The organism is uncultured Boseongicola sp. (assembly GCF_937988555.1).
In the GTDB taxonomy this organism is placed as follows: domain Bacteria; phylum Pseudomonadota; class Alphaproteobacteria; order Rhodobacterales; family Rhodobacteraceae; genus Boseongicola.
Genome location: NZ_CALJXO010000271.1, coordinates 1 through 16,677, shown reverse-complemented (window position 1 = coordinate 16,677; position 16,677 = coordinate 1). Strand labels below are relative to the sequence as shown.

The 16,677-nt window shown below is 59.8% G+C and carries 18 protein-coding genes and 1 pseudogene; 15 read left to right on the top strand and 4 right to left on the bottom strand.

Annotation, left to right across the window (positions count from 1 at the left end):
- Positions 1–240 precede the first annotated feature (240 nt).
- The gene (locus Q1B15_RS16455; RefSeq protein ID WP_299755689.1) at positions 241–1,401 is read right to left on the bottom strand and encodes a cytochrome c3 family protein; all 1,161 of its coding nucleotides are present in this window, start codon (positions 1,399–1,401) and stop codon (positions 241–243) included.
- A 133-nt stretch (positions 1,402–1,534) separates the two neighbouring features.
- Here Q1B15_RS16455 and Q1B15_RS16450 point away from each other — a divergent pair, with 133 nt between their 5' ends.
- The 12 genes from Q1B15_RS16450 to Q1B15_RS16395 all read left to right on the top strand — a co-directional run bounded on the left by Q1B15_RS16450 (position 1,535) and on the right by Q1B15_RS16395 (position 10,774).
- The gene (locus Q1B15_RS16450) at positions 1,535–2,806 is read left to right on the top strand and encodes a Na(+)-translocating NADH-quinone reductase subunit A (RefSeq protein ID WP_299755688.1); all 1,272 of its coding nucleotides are present in this window, start codon (positions 1,535–1,537) and stop codon (positions 2,804–2,806) included.
- The gene (locus tag Q1B15_RS16445; RefSeq protein ID WP_299755685.1) at positions 2,803–3,585 is read left to right on the top strand and encodes an RnfABCDGE type electron transport complex subunit D; all 783 of its coding nucleotides are present in this window, start codon (positions 2,803–2,805) and stop codon (positions 3,583–3,585) included. Before Q1B15_RS16450 ends, Q1B15_RS16445 begins: the two co-directional genes overlap by 4 nt.
- Positions 3,572–4,366 (top strand): NADH:ubiquinone reductase (Na(+)-transporting) subunit C, encoded by a 795-nt coding sequence (nqrC, locus tag Q1B15_RS16440; RefSeq protein WP_299755683.1) that lies wholly within the window; start codon positions 3,572–3,574, stop codon positions 4,364–4,366. The genes Q1B15_RS16445 and nqrC overlap by 14 nt, the downstream gene beginning before the upstream one ends.
- 3 nt (positions 4,367–4,369) lie before the next feature.
- A complete protein-coding gene (locus Q1B15_RS16435; RefSeq protein WP_299755681.1) occupies positions 4,370–5,035 on the top strand; it encodes an NADH:ubiquinone reductase (Na(+)-transporting) subunit D in 666 nt (221 codons plus the stop codon).
- Positions 5,032–5,646, top strand: coding sequence for an NADH:ubiquinone reductase (Na(+)-transporting) subunit E (gene nqrE / locus Q1B15_RS16430; RefSeq protein WP_299755679.1), 615 nt, complete (start codon positions 5,032–5,034; stop codon positions 5,644–5,646). Before Q1B15_RS16435 ends, nqrE begins: the two co-directional genes overlap by 4 nt.
- On the top strand, positions 5,643–6,866 hold the full coding sequence (gene nqrF, locus Q1B15_RS16425) for an NADH:ubiquinone reductase (Na(+)-transporting) subunit F (protein WP_299755677.1): 1,224 nt from the start codon (positions 5,643–5,645) through the stop codon (positions 6,864–6,866). Before nqrE ends, nqrF begins: the two co-directional genes overlap by 4 nt.
- 3 nt (positions 6,867–6,869) lie before the next feature.
- Positions 6,870–7,847, top strand: a complete 978-nt coding sequence (locus Q1B15_RS16420; RefSeq protein ID WP_299755674.1) for an FAD:protein FMN transferase — start codon at positions 6,870–6,872, stop codon at positions 7,845–7,847.
- 195 nt (positions 7,848–8,042) lie between these two features.
- Positions 8,043–8,435, top strand: coding sequence for a CBS domain-containing protein (locus Q1B15_RS16415; RefSeq protein WP_299755671.1), 393 nt, complete (start codon positions 8,043–8,045; stop codon positions 8,433–8,435).
- A gap of 473 nt (positions 8,436–8,908) precedes the next feature.
- Positions 8,909–9,666 (top strand): IS5 family transposase gene (locus tag Q1B15_RS16410; RefSeq protein WP_299755669.1). Its coding sequence is split into 2 segments (ribosomal slippage): positions 8,909–9,239 and positions 9,239–9,666, totalling 759 coding nucleotides; the frame shifts between segments, so codons are not numbered across the junction.
- Between the two features lie 181 nt (positions 9,667–9,847).
- Positions 9,848–10,033: a hypothetical protein gene (locus Q1B15_RS16405; protein ID WP_299755666.1), complete on the top strand. Its 186-nt coding sequence runs from the start codon at positions 9,848–9,850 to the stop codon at positions 10,031–10,033.
- A 27-nt stretch (positions 10,034–10,060) separates the two neighbouring features.
- On the top strand, positions 10,061–10,183 hold the full coding sequence (locus tag Q1B15_RS16400; RefSeq protein WP_299755664.1) for a hypothetical protein: 123 nt from the start codon (positions 10,061–10,063) through the stop codon (positions 10,181–10,183).
- 87 nt (positions 10,184–10,270) lie between these two features.
- Positions 10,271–10,774 carry a helix-hairpin-helix domain-containing protein gene (locus tag Q1B15_RS16395; protein ID WP_299755662.1) on the top strand — a complete coding sequence of 168 codons (504 nt, stop codon included), beginning with the start codon at positions 10,271–10,273 and terminating at the stop codon, positions 10,772–10,774.
- A 533-nt stretch (positions 10,775–11,307) separates the two neighbouring features.
- Here Q1B15_RS16395 and Q1B15_RS16390 read toward each other — a convergent pair.
- Both Q1B15_RS16390 and Q1B15_RS16385 read right to left on the bottom strand, forming a co-directional pair.
- Positions 11,308–11,439 (bottom strand): annotated as a pseudogene (locus Q1B15_RS16390) (transposase domain-containing protein); the annotation flags it as partial.
- Between the two features lie 166 nt (positions 11,440–11,605).
- On the bottom strand, positions 11,606–12,076 hold the full coding sequence (locus Q1B15_RS16385; protein ID WP_299755659.1) for an Lrp/AsnC family transcriptional regulator: 471 nt from the start codon (positions 12,074–12,076) through the stop codon (positions 11,606–11,608).
- 121 nt (positions 12,077–12,197) lie between these two features.
- Here Q1B15_RS16385 and rocF point away from each other — a divergent pair, with 121 nt between their 5' ends.
- The 3 genes from rocF to Q1B15_RS16370 all read left to right on the top strand — a co-directional run bounded on the left by rocF (position 12,198) and on the right by Q1B15_RS16370 (position 15,235).
- Positions 12,198–13,124, top strand: a complete 927-nt coding sequence (gene rocF, locus Q1B15_RS16380) for an arginase (RefSeq protein WP_299755656.1) — start codon at positions 12,198–12,200, stop codon at positions 13,122–13,124.
- Between the two features lie 27 nt (positions 13,125–13,151).
- Complete coding sequence (locus tag Q1B15_RS16375) at positions 13,152–14,204, top strand: ornithine cyclodeaminase (protein WP_299755654.1); 1,053 nt, start codon at positions 13,152–13,154, stop codon at positions 14,202–14,204.
- 287 nt (positions 14,205–14,491) lie between these two features.
- Positions 14,492–15,235, top strand: a complete 744-nt coding sequence (locus Q1B15_RS16370; protein ID WP_299755652.1) for a 1-(5-phosphoribosyl)-5-[(5-phosphoribosylamino)methylideneamino] imidazole-4-carboxamide isomerase — start codon at positions 14,492–14,494, stop codon at positions 15,233–15,235.
- Between the two features lie 89 nt (positions 15,236–15,324).
- Here Q1B15_RS16370 and Q1B15_RS16365 read toward each other — a convergent pair.
- Positions 15,325–16,475, bottom strand: a protein-coding gene (locus Q1B15_RS16365; RefSeq protein ID WP_299755650.1) for an IS630 family transposase whose coding sequence is annotated in 2 segments (ribosomal slippage) — positions 15,325–16,025 and positions 16,025–16,475 — 1,152 coding nt in all. Because the reading frame shifts where the segments join, the coding sequence is not laid out codon by codon here.
- Positions 16,476–16,677 lie beyond the last annotated feature (202 nt).

Sequence of the window (16,677 nt, the reverse complement as noted above, 5' to 3'; positions counted from 1 at the left end):
GTGGCCTTAAACTTGTCTGAAAAGTTCCGTCGCTTCGTCATTCTCGTATCCATTCGTTCGTGTTGGATACACCTTAGCACGCTGTCCAAATTTGCCGGACCACTTCACACCTGCGGAACCGCTTGAACACGCTGTTCCATTTGCCGAATTCCTCCGGTCAGCAGCAATGCCTATTCCAATCCCGGCGGCCCCTATGCCATGGGATGCACGCAGGTTCGGCAAGCCGCCCCCGGTGACCGGCTACCGCAGAAGATCAAGATCCTCCATGTCGATGCCCAAAGGTGCGCTGATATCTTCGATTGAGTCATAGAGAAGCTCCAGCGCGTAATGCGGATTGTGGGCGTAACTGCCGGGATCTGCTGTCACCAGCTTCCAGTTATAGGCGACGCGCAGGCTGCGGGGCGTCCATGCACTGTAAGCAACGGCCTGATCCTCGCTTACGTCGATGACACCGTCGCCGTTCGCATCCGAGAAGAAATAGGGATACTGCGTCCCATCGTAGACCATCGGCGCGCCCGCGACGTCGGCGGCGTAGGACTTGACCGTTTCCAGAAGCAATCTGGCATTTGCCTGAATGTCCGACCGGATGCCGACCGAAGTGTTGCCGCTGCCATCATAGCTTTGCCGCGAAATGCGGATGTCTTGTGGGCTGTCGGCCTGATGGCAGGTCAGGCAGGGCTCGAACGCGACTTCAAGCGTGTGAGGCTCATGGCACGAATTGCAGGTCGAAACCGGTCGGGCATGGAAAAAGCGACCGGAGTAGTCACGTTCCTCGTAGAGATACCCAGCGCCGCCATACCCGCCAAGCCAGGTTGCCGCCGCCGTGGCATAGTGTGGATTGATGAAACGCAGCTCCGGGTTCGTAGCATCGTCGTCCTGCCCCGCAATCGCCTCGCGGACATTGACGCCAGCCGTTCGGCCCTGATGGCAGGTCATGCAGGAGGCCTCAACCCCCTGAACTGGATGCATCAGGCCACTGGGAAACCTCACCGCCGTGATCTCGGCCAGACCCGCATTGTGGCAGGTTCCGCAATCGACCACGCCACCGGTATCAATTGGCCCCTCGACCACGCCCGGCTCGCTGCCATCAAGCCCGTGGAAGGCCCGGAACCCCTCGCCCGAATGGCAGGTGGCGCAGGCGGGGCGGATTTCCTCGTCTTCGTCCCAATGCCGGAACGCCTCGGCCGCCGCATCTGCGTGGGCTGAACGGAACCAGTCGTCGATCGCCTGGCTGTTCTTGACCTCGATATCCGCCGGGGTGAACGGGCCCGATTGCGGCAGCGCAAAGGGAACCTCGACCTCGCGCTCGGCGCTCTCACTCAGCACCACGCGAGCGACGGAGAAAATGAAGATTGTCGTCAGAAGCGCGAGTAGAAAGATAGGTATTCGAGTAGCGTTCATCACAGGTTGCCTCCACTGCACGTCAAAATCTGGCCCTTTCTTACTATCACAAGCATGTTATCATTTCACAGAAAATTCACCATTTCCCTAATTCCTGCGGTCCGCAGGCGGGGTTCGGCGAAGGAGAGACACGATGCTCGATCTTGTATTCGGCGCAGGTCTGACGCTCCCAATTCCGTCGCCACCTGTCGGCATGACCTATCCCGAAGACGTCATCACACAAGAGGCGGCGATCCGCACATCTTCGGGCCTGACCCTGCGTGTGACACCCCTTGTCGAGGAAGGCGCGCTTGTCCGGCAGGGCGCGCCTGTCGCCTGCCTGCGCGATACGCCTGATGTGCAATTCGTAGCCCCGATGCCCGGGCGCGTTGCACGGATTGCCCTTCAGCCGGGGCGCAAGCTCTCCGAAATCGTGTTGTTCCGCGAAACTGGTGGCGACGTGCTGACCCACGACGTCGCAGATGCGACGACCGAACAAGGTCTGCGTCGCCTGATGCAGACCGCCGGATTTTGGCCCCTATTGCGACGGCGGCCGTTCGGCAGAATGCCCGCCGACGCCGAACACCCCGCTGCCATCATCGTCATGGCCACCGACACACGCCCGTTCGCCCCGGATCCCCGCCACGCCCTCAAGGACCGCGAGGCCGCATTCGCGCGGGGTTTACACACCCTGACAATGCTGACCGATGGGCCTGTTCTTGTTTGCCAACAGCCCGGACCGTCGCTGTTCGACCGCGGGCTTGGCGACGGGCGGGTGCGCGCCGTCGATTGCGGGCCCCGCCACCCGCAGGGCTCTGCGGGCATTCGTATCCACGATCTCGCGCCCGCCACGATTGAGACCCCGATCTGGGACCTCCACGCCGAGGATGTCGCCGCACTCGGCGACCTTCTTGAAACCGGCATCCTGCCGATGACCCGCTTGGTGCGCGTGGCCGGGTCGGCGCTGCGCGAGGGCAGATTGATCCACACGCAATCCGGTGCCGACCTGCGCGAGCTGACGCGGCGCATCGTGACGCCCGGTGCGCATGTGCTTACGTCAGGCTCACCGCTGGACGGGCACGAGGCCAACTGGCTTGCCCCACGTCACCGGCAGGTGACGGTTCTGCCCCGGCAGAATCGCGGCAAGTCCCCACATTGGCTCGTCTCGGCATTGACGCGGTCGGGCCTGCCAACGCCAGTCATACCCACGGCGGCCCTGACCCAGGCGTTCGGTGCCGCACTTCCCGCCGCACCTTTTGTGCGCGCGCTCAGCTCGGGCGACGATGAGATGGCGATAAAACTCGGGGTCCTTTCGCTGCTGGAAGAGGATTTGGGGCTCGCCGATTACGTGCTCGGCGGCGAGGCGCAGTTGGCGGAGCTTCTGCGCGGCATGCTCGACCGGATTCGGACGGAGTTCGCGGCATGACCCGAGGTCTGTGGAACCGCGAAACTGTCGCCCTGATGCTGCTAGCCGCCTATGGGCCACTGGCGCTCTTCTGGCTGCTCTACGGCGGCGCGGAGGCCTTCGTGCGCCTTGGACTTGCCTTGCTTGTCCTTGCCGTCTGGCACCTGATCTTCATGCTGGCGCGTGCGCAGCCACCGTCGTTTGCGGCGGTGGCCACGGCGCTGGCCGTCGCGATACTGGCCCCCGAAGGTCTAGGCGTAGTCCGGCTTGCTCTTGGCATCAGCTTCGGAGCAGTGATGGGCGAGCTTGTCTTCGGTGGTTGGGGCCGGAATGTCGTCCACCCCGCAACCGTGGCGCTGTCGTTCCTCGGCTTTGGTTTTCCGGGCTTTGCATGGCCGGTCTTCGACGACCCGGTTGTCTGGGCCGCGATCCCGGCGGCGCTCATCGGGGTTGCAACGGGGGCGATGCCCGCCGCTGTTCTGGTGGCGGCAGTGCTGGTCGGGGCGGCGGGGACCGGCACTGGCGTTCTCCCCGACAGCGTATGGCCTGCGGCGGGACTTGTCCTTGTGCTTCTCGTCGCCGATCCGGTGACAAGTGCAGCGACGACCCTTGGCCGGTGGCTGAATGGTGCACTCTACGCGGGCCTGATAATCCTGTTCGCCACCGGTTGGAGCGGGGCAGCGCCGGTGCAAATTGCGGTCGCGGCGGCCCTTCTGACCTCGCTTGCAACGCCGCTTCTGGATGAAATCGCACTGGCGCTCTGGATTGCCCAACGGAGGAGGCGTCATGGCCGAAACTGACTGGAACCCGTGGCGCCGTTTCTTGGCACTGCCCAACGAAAGTCGGACCAAGACGGTCATCGTGGCGTTCCTCGTCTCCGTCGTCTGCGCCCTGCTGGTCAGCGGCGCAACGGTCCTGTTGCGCCCAATTCAGACGGCCAACCGCGCCGCAGAGGAGCAGGCCCGCATCGCGGACCTCGTCAGCAGCATCCCCGGCATGGCCGCCCTTCTCGAACAGTCCGGGGGCACGCTGTCGACCGTGATCATCGACCTGCAACGCGGCCGTGCAGCGCAAGACGTGACCTCCGGGACCCTGGATACAGCACTTGCCGATCCGGCCAACTGGACCGCGCTGGACGCCGAGGCGGACGTGGCCGGTTTGGGCCAAAGACCGGACTACGTGCAGATTTTCCTGTTGCGGGATGGGGAAGACGTCTCGCTCGCGTTGCTGCCGGTCACAGGACAGGGCTACGGTGGCCGGATCGACGCGATCCTTGCCCTGCAGGGAGACATGAAAACGATCGCCGGGATCACGATCACCGGCCATTCCGAAACCCCCGGCCTTGGCGGTCGGATCGAGGAGCGGGCTTGGCAGGCGAGCTTCCCCGGCACAGAAATTCGTGATGACACCGGCGAGGTCAGGTTCCGCGTCGCCCGTGGCCGTGCGACGAACGCCCATGAGGTCGACGGCATTACCGGGGCCACGCGCACCGGCAACGGGGTCACCCGCATGATGCGCTTCTGGCTTGGTCCGGACGGCTACGGCCCCCTTCTAGATGCCATTGAGCGCGGAGAGTTCTGAGCCATGGCCGAACGGACCGATTTCTGGGCAACGCTGACCGATCCGCTTATCCGGCAAAACCCGGTGACGTTGCAAATCCTCGGCATCTGTTCGGCGCTCGCGGTGACGACAACGCTGGCCACAGCGCTGACCATGTCGATATCGCTGACGATTGTGCTGACGCTGGCTGCGGGCATCATCAGCATGATCCGGCGGCACATCCCCGACACCATCCGGCTGATCGTGCAGATCGTGATCGTCGCCTCTCTGGTCATCGTGATCGATCAGGTCTTGCAAGCCTTCTTTGCCGATATCAGCCGCGCCCTTTCGGTCTATGTCGGGCTGATCACCACGAACTGCCTTGTCCTTGGCCGGACCGAGGCCTTTGCCCGCCATCATGCGCCGCTGCCGGCAATGATCGACGCCTTTGGCAACGGGCTGGGCTATTCGCTGGTCCTGATCGTGATCGGGGCCACGCGGGAGCTTTTTGGTAAGGGGCAGTTGTTTGGCGCTCAAGTCTTGCCGCTCGCCACTGAGGGCGGTTGGTTCACCCCCCTGAGCCTGATGCTGCTCGCGCCGTCAGCCTTTTTCCTTCTCGGGGGCCTTGTCTGGGCCGTCCGCTCGATCAAAGCGGAACAGATCGAACCGCCCGAGCACACGCCCCCCGTCCGCCCGGAGCCTGCCGAATGAGCGACGCGTGGTCCCTCTTTGTGTTCGCGGCCTTCGTCGACAATATGCCGCTGACCCTTTTTCTGGGGCTTTGTACCTTTCTGGCGCTGTCCCGGCGCACGGAAAGCGCGTTCGGCCTCGGCATCGCCATGACGGGTGTGTTGGGGGTGACGGTGCCGCTCAACCACCTGATCTATCAGGGGCTGCTTGCCCCCGGGGCATGGGCTTGGGCGGGGCTGCCGGAACTTGACCTGTCCTATTTGTCCCTGATCGCCTTCATCGGTGTGATCGCGGCGACCGTGCAACTGCTTGAGATGCTGCTCGATCGCTATTTCCCCGCGATCCACGCGGCCTTTGGTGTCTTCCTGCCGCTTCTGACCGTGCAATGCGCGATCCTTGCCGGAAGCCTCTTTATGGTCGAGCGCAATTATTCGCTCGGACAATCAGCCATCTTCGGGCTTGGCAGCGGCGTGGGGTTTGCGGTGGCCGTGGTTATGCTAAGCGCGATCCGCGCCCGGCTGGCCTATGCGGACCTGCCTGCGGGGCTTCGGGGGTTGGGCATCGCCTTTGTCCTTGCCGGCCTGATGTCTCTTGGCTTTGCCTCGTTTGCACAGATGGCGGCCGCACCATGATCGAAATTATGTTGGGCAGCCTGATCATCGCCGCACTCGTCGTCGGACTTGCCGCGGGTCTTCTGGTCGTGCGTCGCCGACTGGTTACCCAAGGCGGGATCGACGTGACCGTGAACGACGTTTTGCACCTTGCGGCAAAGCGTGGCGACAAGCTTCTGGGGGTGCTCCATGATGCCGGAATACGGATACCGGCGGCCTGTGGAGGGACTGGCACCTGCGGGCTGTGCCGCGTAACGGTCACGGGCACGGGGGCCGGCGAACCAATTGCGACAGAACGCGGCGTGCTTTCGCCGCACGAACGGCGCACGCAAGTCCGCCGTGCCTGCCAGGCGACCCTGCGCGGCGCATGCGCCGTGCACGTGCCTGACGACATCTTGAGCGCCGGGGCGGGCTTTACCTGCACCGTCGCCGCCACCCGAATGCTGGCACCGCTGATCCGCGAGATCGTGCTCGACCTACCCGATGACATCCCGGCGACCTTCCGGGCGGGCGATTTTATGCAGCTTGCAGCACCGCCCTTCAGCCTCGACTTTGCAACGCTGGACGTGCTGCCGGAATTTTGCGAAGCCTGGGACATCGCCGGTTGGCGCAAGCTCAGCCTCGCCTCCGATGCCGAGGTCACGCGCGCCTATTCGCTTGCCAGCCGCCCCGAGGATGTGGGCCAAGCTGTCTTCAACATCCGGCTTGCTGTCCCCCCCGCCGGGCGCGAACGTGACGTGCCGCCGGGGATCGTTTCGTCTTGGCTCTTTGCGTTGCAGCCGGGCGACACGGTCGCCGCCTCTGGCCCCTTCGGCGACTTCCACGTTCAGCCGACCGATCGCGAGATGGTCTATGTCGGCGGCGGCGTCGGCATGGCCCCCCTGCGCGCGATGATCCATCAGGAACTTGGGCGCGGCACGACGCGGCCCATCCGCTACTTCTACGGCGCACGCACGGCGGCCGACCTGTTCTATGCCGCCGAGTTCCAAGCGCTGGCCGCCAAGCACGCCACCTTCACCTGGACCCCTGCCCTGTCCGATCCGGCCCCCGGCGATCGCTGGATCGGCGCGACCGGCTTCATCCACGAGATCCTGCGGCGCGAGATGAACACTCATCCCGCGCCAGAGGATTGCGAATACTATCTGTGCGGTCCGCCGGTTATGATCTCGGCGGTCCTTGGCACCCTGGAAAGGCTTGGCGTAGAGCCAAAGTCGATCTTCTTTGACGATTTCGGAGGCTGAGACATGACTGAACGCGCCTATTTCCCCTCACGTCGCCATGCTCTGGGCCTGATCGGGGCAACGCTGCTGTGTCCCCGAACCGGGTGGGCGCAAGGCCTCGATGGCATTTCGGGGGCGGCCTTCGGCACCGGCTGGCGGCTGGTCGGTCCGCCGGTCGTGGACCTGATGAACATCCAGCCCGACATCGAGGCGCTATTCGCCACCATCGACCGGCAAATGTCCCCTTGGCGTCCAGACAGCACAGTCAGCCAGTTCAACGCGGCCCCTGCGGGATCACAGGCAGCGGAGGCGGAAATCATTCATGTGGCACATCACGCCCTGACCCTCGCAAACCAAAGCGGCGGCGCCTTTGACCCGACCGTCGGTCCCCTTGTGGCGCAATGGGGGTTCGGACCGATTGAGGGCGGCGCCACGCCAAACTGGCGCGGATTGTCCGCCGGTAACGGTCGCATCGGCAAGACGCAGGGTGACCTGACGTTCGATCTGTGCGGGATCGCAAAGGGCCGGGCACTGGATCTGGCCGTTGACTTGGCCGCTCAGGCAAATCTTGGTAACCTGTTGTTCGACCTCGGTGGCGAACTCAAAGCGCTTGGCCATCACCCATCGGGCCGCGACTGGCAGATCGCCGTGCAGCACCCACTGCCGGACCATGCTCCAACCGCCATGATACGGCTTCCGACAGGGCGGGCCGTGGCAACTTCCGGACAGCGCACCCAAAGCTACGAACTGGGCGGCCGCGTCTACGGCCACATCATCGATCCGGCGGCGCGGAGCCCTGCCGACACCGGGCTTCTAACGGTCACGGTTCTGGCGGACGAGGCCATGATGGCCGACGGTTGGGCCACCGCACTCTTTGCAGCCGGGGCGACGGATGGCCCCGCACAGGCAAGCGACCATGCGATTGACGCGCTCTTTCTGGTCCGGGATGGGGCCTCATTCCGGCAAATCAGAACCGGTGCGATCAAGGGCATTTTGCTATGAAAAAGGACTGCCCATAATGGAAATCCTGCTCGCCATCGCGATATTCGGCCTTGCGGCCGCTGGGCTCGGTCTCGGGCTTGCCCTGGGGCGTGGACCGGCGCAGGCAAGCTGCGGGGCGTCCGCGGGCCTGCCCGACGCTTTGCGGTGCGACAACTGCCCGCTGCGCCGCCGCGCAGCCGCCGCGGAGGCGGATCAATGACCGCCTATCGTGTGGCGTCGATCATGCGCCAGGATATACCGACGCTCACCCCCGAAACGCCGATCCGAAGCGCGGTCGCCCAACTGGTCGAAGCCCGCGCCGCAGCGGCGCCCGTGATCGGCGACGATGGTCGACTGGCCGGAATCCTGACCCAGAAGGACTGTTTCAAACCGGCGGTACACGCAAGTTACTATCAAGAGTGGACCGGCAGCGTCGCCGATCACATGTCGCAAGACGTCATCAGCGTCGATGCCCGCGATGACGTCATTCGCGTGGCAGAAATGTTCGTGTCCTACCCGCACCGTGTCTTTCCGGTCATCGAGGGGGCAAAGGTGGTCGGGCTACTTCACCGCTCGGATGTCCTTGCCCTGCTGGCACGGATCGGGTGACGCTGGCGGGCACCGGATATGGCAATGAGTCACACAGGTCCGTTGTTTTGTGCCAAGACGCGGACGGACCCGCGGCGCCCGAAGGACGATCTGGTTGCTTCACCGATTGAGATGTCGAAAGAACGCCGGGCCAGACGATCCGGTGATTGCTCGAAACGGGTCGAAACCAGCCATTGGTGCAGATGCCGCGAACAACGACAGTTCAGCGAACCGGTTGTTGATGTTCAAATGTTCGCTGCGCTTCACGTGAATGGCCGGTTTCTCTGTCGCGCAGCAGCACCGCGAGCCGCGCACTTGCAGCATCTTTCGCGCTGCGAGGACACGCAGCGAAAAACTAGCACTTCCAGGTAGGGCTCGTTGCGGTCATCTGGCAGTTTTTGTCGGATGATCGGTGTTGCGTGCTGAGCAGAAATTGCTTTGGCCGATTCCATTCATTGTGGCTTCGTGAATCAATAGCGACAGGAGGACTGTCCATGTCGCATCTTTACTGGCTTCACGAAGCAGATTTGAAACGCATTCAACATCTGTTCCCGAAGCCTCGGGGTGTTGCGCGTGTCGATGATCGACGCGTTCTCAGCGGCATCATCCACGTCATTCGGAATGGCCTGCGCTGGCGTGATGCTCCCTCCGATTATGGGTCGCATAAGACGCTATACAACCGGTGGGCCCGTTGGTCTCACATGGGCGTCTTTGCACGCATCCCGACCGAACTGGCCGCTCAAGGGGAGGGAACAGGGACATTGATGATTGATGTGACTCATCTAAAGACCCATCTAACAGTCTCCAGCATGGGGCTCAAAAAAAGGGGCGTGGCCGCCTGATTGGCCGCACCAAGGGTGGACTGAACTCGAAACTCCATGCCGTAACCGATGCGGCGGGTCGTCCAATCCAACTATTCCTCACAGCGGGCAACGTCAGCGATTACCTCGGTGCGCGGGCGCTTTTACCCTCATTGCCTGCTGCGGATTGGATGCGGGCAGATCGGGGTTATGACGCCGACTGGTTCCGCGAAGGATTGAAGGAAAGAAGCATCGAACCCTGCATCGCATCGCGCAGGAACCGCAAAGCCTTCATCCCACATGACATCAAGATTTATCGAAGCCGCCACAAGATTGAGAACATGTTGGGACGGTCGAAGGACTGGCGCAGGCTCGCGACCCGATACGATAGATGCCCCATAATTTTCCTGTCAGCCATCGCCCTCGCGGCAACCGTTTTGTTTTGGTCATGAGGCCAGACCCTAGTCATCGTCTTCATTTATTGTTGCTGGGAGCAGGGGATATGGTGGCCGTGAACATCCTGCGTTTATCAAAGGCTTGCTAGATACACGCGCCCGAAGCCTTGATTCATAAAGTATATACAAACGAACTACAGTAGAGTAACATTATATATTCATAAAGTGAGACACCGAGTTGGCCGAAAAGAAAAAAACGAAGAAAAAGAACCTGAAAGACAGTCAGTTGATTATTAGAATTGCCGAGTCTGACAGGGATCGTTTTGTTTCGCTCTGCAATGCGCTCGACACGAGCGCTGCGCGCGAAATACGGCGCTTTATCCGTGATTTTCTCAAGGAGAACGACGATAGGTCTGACAAGTAAACCCTTTTGAAGGTAGGAGAAGTCCCCGTGGCTAAGAAAAAAGCAAAAGTAAAAGCGCTCAAAAAAGAAGTCAAAGCACGTATGTCCAAAGTAGCGCGACAGCTAGGTAAGTTAAAAGCTGCCAAGAAGGCATTGAAAAAAGCCACCTGATCTAATCAGTGCGCTGTGAGGGGGGGGTGGCCAAACGGCCATCCCTTCTTCGAACCCTGCCATTCTGAGTAGAAGGATAAATGACCAATGACACTTATTACAAACGTCTCAGGCATCGGGCCAGGATTAGCTGCGGCATTGGCCAAGATTGGCATCACCACAGCGGAGCAGTTTGCGGCAGCTTCAGTTGCTCAATTGACGACAATCCCGGGTATTGGCGTGCTTAGGGCCAAAGCTCTTTTAGCGGCGGCAAGCCAGTTCGGTGAGGTCAGCCCTGCGAAAGCCAAACCCACAAAGGCCAGTCCCGCTTCCGAAAAGGTCCAGTTACTTCTTGTGCCAGAAATAGCGGGCGTTTCGGCTGCCGAAAAAGCCGCCACCAAGAAGGCAAAGGCCAAAGCCAAGAAGAAGGCTGCGGCCAAAAAAGCAGCTAAGAATATGAAAACCAAGGAAAAGGCGGCGATCAAGAAGGCGGCCAAGGAAATAAAGGCTATCAAGAAAAGAGCCAAGAAAGCCGTCATGAAAAAGAAGGCCAAGAAGGCTGCGCGTAAAAAGCTGATGGCGAAGGCAGATAAGAAAGCAACCCGCGCCTGAACACGGTGACTGAGACTGCATCGGCGAATTGGGAGCTGGTGATTTTGTCATAGGCAGGCATTGCCATGTGTGGACGTTTGGCTATCGTCCATATGGCGCTGGCGAGAATGCCCGAACGCAAGATCAGATCGCTGCTGGTCGACCACCGTCATCGCGGCGATAATTTTGGCTTACTGGCAGTCAATGAAATACACGGTGGGCGCGGAAACCCAGACGGTACTCAACCGGCTTGACGGGGATGGCATCACGTCGCTCGCTATCCGTGCGGGCTGGCAAAACAACAATGGCGGGGAGGCTTCGGTCAATCATCTCAACTTGACCTATGACTTCTATTGTCCCTTTTGTATCAGAGGCTTGCACCTATTCTCGCGGAGACGGCACCTATTTTGAGGCACGGTGCCAATAACCGGAGCCGATAAGGCCCTCTGAAGAAATGTGCTGGTCTTGTCAGAAGGACTATAAGCTTCAACACTCGGCCAATCACGCGACGTTTTTGCTTTGGCCTCGGCCTATTGGGCATCAAGGATGGCCTGTTACTCCCACGGCATCAGCTCGCCGATGCGGTGGGCGGGATGGTCTTGGATGGGTTCCAGCACCCATGCAAGCCAAGCCTGTGGGTTTACGCACTTGAGCTTGCATGTCTCGATCAGAGTATAGGCGATGGCAACTGGGTGATGGTCATGCCCGCGCTGCCCAGTGGCATGGGCAAGAGCTGCAAATTTGTCATCCCTTTCCCGGCGATTTACCGGCGATACACGCAGCCATCATGACCGAAGTTGACCTGTAGATATGTAAAGGCTTGCGGGACACCTGCTGCGATGAAGGCGTCGGTCATTTTCGATCCAACGAGGATGCAGTTTCCACACTTTGTGACCGCTTGGTTGTCATTTGTGTTGCAAGCAGCAGACTGGTTTCGCTTATCGAAACCCCATCCAGTTTTCGGATTTCGGCCAGCACTTTGTCCAGGTCCTTAAGCGTTTCGGTTCCCAGTTCGACAATCAGGTCCCATTTTCCGTTTGTTGAGTGGATGGCCTGAACCGCAGCAATACCCCCGAGGCTGCGCGAAATCCGGTCCGTGCCCTTGCCTTCGATCCCCAGCATCATCAGCCCGCGCACTGGATGTTCCTGGACGTCGTCGGCAAGGACGACCGTGAACCCAATAATAACGCCTTCCGCCTGAAGCCGTGTCAAACGTGCACGTACGGTGACACGCGAAAGCCCGACGACCAATGCGAGGTCTGAAAGTGAAATGCGCGCGTTACGGCGAAGTTCTGCGACTATCTTAGTATCGGCGATATCCACTTTGTGAATTATCCCTTTCGTTTAGTTAAATTAACCTTCTTTATATCCTATATGGGCACTGTTTTCCATCACCTTTTGGATAGAAAGTCACTTCGGACAGCTTCAAACAATAGGAACGCGAATGGAAAAGCGAAACTGCCTGCTAATCGGTGCGCCGGTAGATACTGGCAAGAAGCGCAAGGGCTGCATGATGGGTCCAGACGCCTACCGCACTGCAGAGCTTGCCGAGACGCTGGAAGCTCTCGGCCATTCGGTATCTGACGTTGGCAATATTGTCCCTGCCACAGGACGCAATGTCAGCTGTGCCAACCCGCTGGTGCATTCGCTGTCCGAAACGGTCGCCTGGGCCGAGGCACTGGCCGCCGCCGGCAAGGACGCCGCTGCCAGAGGGTTTGCGATCTTCATGGGCGGTGATCATTCGCTATCGCTCGGCACCGTCGCCGGCATGGCCGCCTATGCTGCGGATCGGGGTCGCCCGCTGTTCGTTCTTTGGCTGGATGCGCACACTGACCTGCATACTCCGCTGACCACCGATTCAGGTAACCTTCACGGCACCCCTCTCGGCTACGTCGCTGGAGCCGACGGATTTGACGCCTTTCCACCAATGCCAAAGGTCGTCCCAGCAGCGAACATTTGCATGATTGGCCTGCGATCCGTTGATGGTGCTGAAAAAGCCATGCTTAAAGACAGCGCCATGTCGGCGGTGGATATGCGCGCGATCGACGAGCATGGTATCGCCAAACCTCTATCCGATTTTCTGAAGTCTGTCGCCGCTGCCAATGGTCTGTTGCACGTGTCGCTGGACGTCGATTTCCTGGACCCTGCCATTGCGCCCGCGGTTGGCACTACGGTGCCTGGTGGCGCGACCTTCCGCGAGGCGCATCTGGTCATGGAGATGCTTGGCGACAGCGGGCTTGTCACCTCGCTTGACCTTGTGGAACTCAATCCCTTTCTCGACGAGCGTGGCCGCACCGCATCCTTGATGGTCGACCTCACCGCCTCGCTTCTGGGGCGGCGTGTCTTTGACCGTCCAACCCAGTCCTTCTGAGCCATTGGCAGAAACCGGAGACCCAAGATGACCGCCCCGAAACCATCCAAACTGGCTTATGTGCCCTTCGTAAGTGTCGAAAACATGATGAAGCTAGTGCACCACATCGGCGTCGAGCCGATGCTTAGCGAGCTTGCCAACTATATCGAAGAAGACTTTCGCCGGTGGGACCTGTTCGACAAGACACCGCGTGTTGCCTCGCATTCCGAGAAAGGGGTCATCGAACTGATGCCCACCTCGGACGGCGAGTTCTATGGTTTCAAATACGTGAATGGCCACCCGAGCAACACCAAGGAGGGTCTGCAAACCGTCACTGCCTTTGGCCTTCTTGCGGCAGTCGATACTGGCTATCCCGTGCTGCTGAGTGAGATGACGGTACTGACAGCCATGCGCACTGCCGCGACCTCTGCTATGGTCGCGCGTCATCTGGCACCCAAAGGCGCACGCACCATGGCGATGATCGGCAACGGCGCGCAGTCTGAATTTCAGGCGCTGGCGATGAAAGCGATCTGCGGGATCGACCACCTGCGCCTTTACGACACCGACCGTAACGCCACAGAAAAGGCAATGCGCAACCTTGCGGGTTTGGCCCTGACCCTGACCGCCTGCACGTCGCCGGAACAAGCGATAGAGGGGGCAGAGATCATCACCACCTGCACTGCCGATAAGCAATATGCGACGATCCTGACCGACAACATGGTGGGCGCGGGCGTGCACATCAATGCCATCGGTGGCGACTGCCCAGGCAAGACCGAGCTGCATAAAGATATCCTCAGTCGCGCGACCGTTTTTGTCGAATACCCTCCTCAAACCCGGATTGAGGGAGAAATTCAGCAGATGTCGGATGATTTTCCAGTGACCGAGATGTGGCAGGTGATCAATGGCACTGCGCCCGGCCGGGTCAACGACAGGCAGATCACATTGTTTGACGGTGTGGGATTTGCGACCGAGGATTTTTCGGCCCTGCGCTATGTCCGCCACCGGCTCAAAGATACCGGGTTTTACCAGAACCTCGACATGGTCGCTGATCCGGATGACCCGCGCGATCTTTTCGGCATGCTTATGAGGTCGAAAGGTTGACGCAATAAGGGTCTTGTGTGTTCATTTGCCTTCGATTGGATACTTGAAGCAAGTCCCTGGCTTGGAGGATCTGATATGAGCGTTGGATATGGCGCATTTGAATGCGTGGATTTGCGACAGTCGCGGCCACGTCGCATTTGCATTTTCTTAGCCAACGGAGTGTATTTTGCCAATCCTGTGACAAAGTATGCGACACTGGACGCAACTTCTGATGATTTTTTGAGTCGAAGCGCAGTTAAAAGCTGCGCAGAGCCAGAATTCAGAATGCGATCAAAAGGAAGCTTGCCATGATCCTCTATCCAATGATTGAACTATTTGATGGTCGATGTGTTAGCCTGTTTCGTGGCCGCACCGACGAGCCCCACATCTGGCATCTCGATCCTGTAGAAAAGGCGAAAAGTTTTGCTAAATCTGGAGCAGAATGGCTGCAGATAACCGACTTCGATGCCATGTCCGGCGATGAACGTAACACGGATCTTATTCGTGAGATCATCCGGACTGTGGGTATTCCGGTGCAGTTGGGAGGCGGCTTTCGTAGCTTGGAACGCATAGCCGAATGGATTGACCATGGCGCCGGGCGCATCATTGTTGGAACTCTGGCCCTACATCAACCTGCGTTGGTCAAAGAGGCGGCAAAGCTATTCCCCGATCAGATTGTGCTTGCAGTTGATGTCTTTGAAGGCGTGGTGGTCAGCGATGGTTGGCGACAGAAAAGTGCCTTTACGCCCTCGGCATTCCTAAAGGCCTTTGAGAATGATCCTATGGCGGCGATCATCGTAACCGATATCGACGCGAACATCGGCGATGCCGAAGACAGTATTGCCTTGATCACGCAACTGGCCGGCGAAGCCAAAACCCAGGTTATAGCCAGAGGGTTGTCACGGACACTCGATGATCTGTCGCGTCTGAAATACGTTCCTTTCGTATCGGGGGCATTGATTGGACGCGCCTTGTTCGACGGAAGCATCGACTTGGAGGCCGCCCTGGAGGTGGTCAAACCCGAAATTGAGAAACGTGCTCAGTTCATTTGAGGCGATCTTGGCTTTTTGACGACGCACTGTCCGCTCAGGGTTGGGGTATCGTTTGCCCCTCGGCTGGGACAGACCCCTAGTCCACTGATTCAGCTAATCTGCGGGTATAGATGCGCGAGTTTGATGCGTGCATCGTCGGTTGAGAAACGCCAATTTACCTTTGCGCTGTCGCTGTTGCGATGCTTTGTCCAGGCCCGGATTTCTGTTTCAAGTTTGGCACGATCCGGAATGCGTCTGTCGAGGCATTGCCGAGCGAGTATGCTCAGTTCGCATTCGGCGATGTTGAGCCATGAGCCATGCTTTGGTGTGTAGTGCCATTCAAACCGCCCGGCGATACGGCGGGCCTCGGTGGGCGGAAATGCTTGATAGAGAGACGCGGGGCGATGTGTATTCAGATTGTCCTGAACGAGGGTGATTTTTTCAGCGTCGGGAAAATGCGTGTCGGCGAGGTCCTTGAGAATATGGGCATAATCGACGGCCGTGCGCTGCGCCCTCACGGCGACATGGCGCCATCCTTCCAGCGGCGCGAACAGCATGAACAGGCTGGCCACCCCGGCGCGCTCGTATTCGTAGTCGAAGCGGGCCTCAAGTGAGGGCTTCATGGGGAGTGGCGTGCGGGTCTCTTTGGTCAATTGCTTGCTCGTCTCATCCAAGCAGACCAGCGGGCGCGCCGGGTCATGCGGGCGGGTGTAGACCTCCAGCACATCCTCCATCGCGGCAACAAATGCGGCGTTGGCCTTGGGCGGGATCACCCAATACCGGCTGCGGTGCGGTTTGAGCGCGTTTTTTTGAGCACGCGCTGGATCGTGCTGTCGCTCGCCGCCTCGACGATGCCCAGTTCCACCACCCGTTTCTCCAGAAGCCGCAAGGACCACCGCGCGTGGCCGTCCGGCGGTTCCGAGCAGGCCAGTTGCAAGAGCCGCGCCTCAGCTTCCCCGTCAAAGATCGCGGGCGTGGGCGGTGTCTCACGTTTTTTGCGCGCCAAAGCCGCGTTCAGACCTTCCTCTACCAACTGGCGGCGCGTGCGAAAGACAGTCGACGCGCTGGTTTCCAGCGCCTCGGCGATGCGCGCGTCATCCCACCCATCGCCATTGGTACCAACATCGGCCTTGAGCAGGATGCGCGCCTTTAACAGCCTGTACGCCGCATCCCGGCCTTTGCCGATCATGCCCTCAAGCTCGGAGCGCTCCTCCGTGTTCAACCGAACCACATACTTCGCTGATCGCCTTTTCTTCGACATCTCATTCACCTCATCAAACGATTGCGAGAGTGATTCAGAAAAACAGTAATCTGTCAAATTAGCCGACGCGAAGGACTAGGAGGTATTGCCAAGTTGTTGGCTACAGATTGTGAGGGATTGGCGAAGGGTAGATCATGCCGCCATTTCGGCTGTGTAATCGGCCCAGAGGCTGAACGCATCTGAGCGGGTGTCACTGTACCCT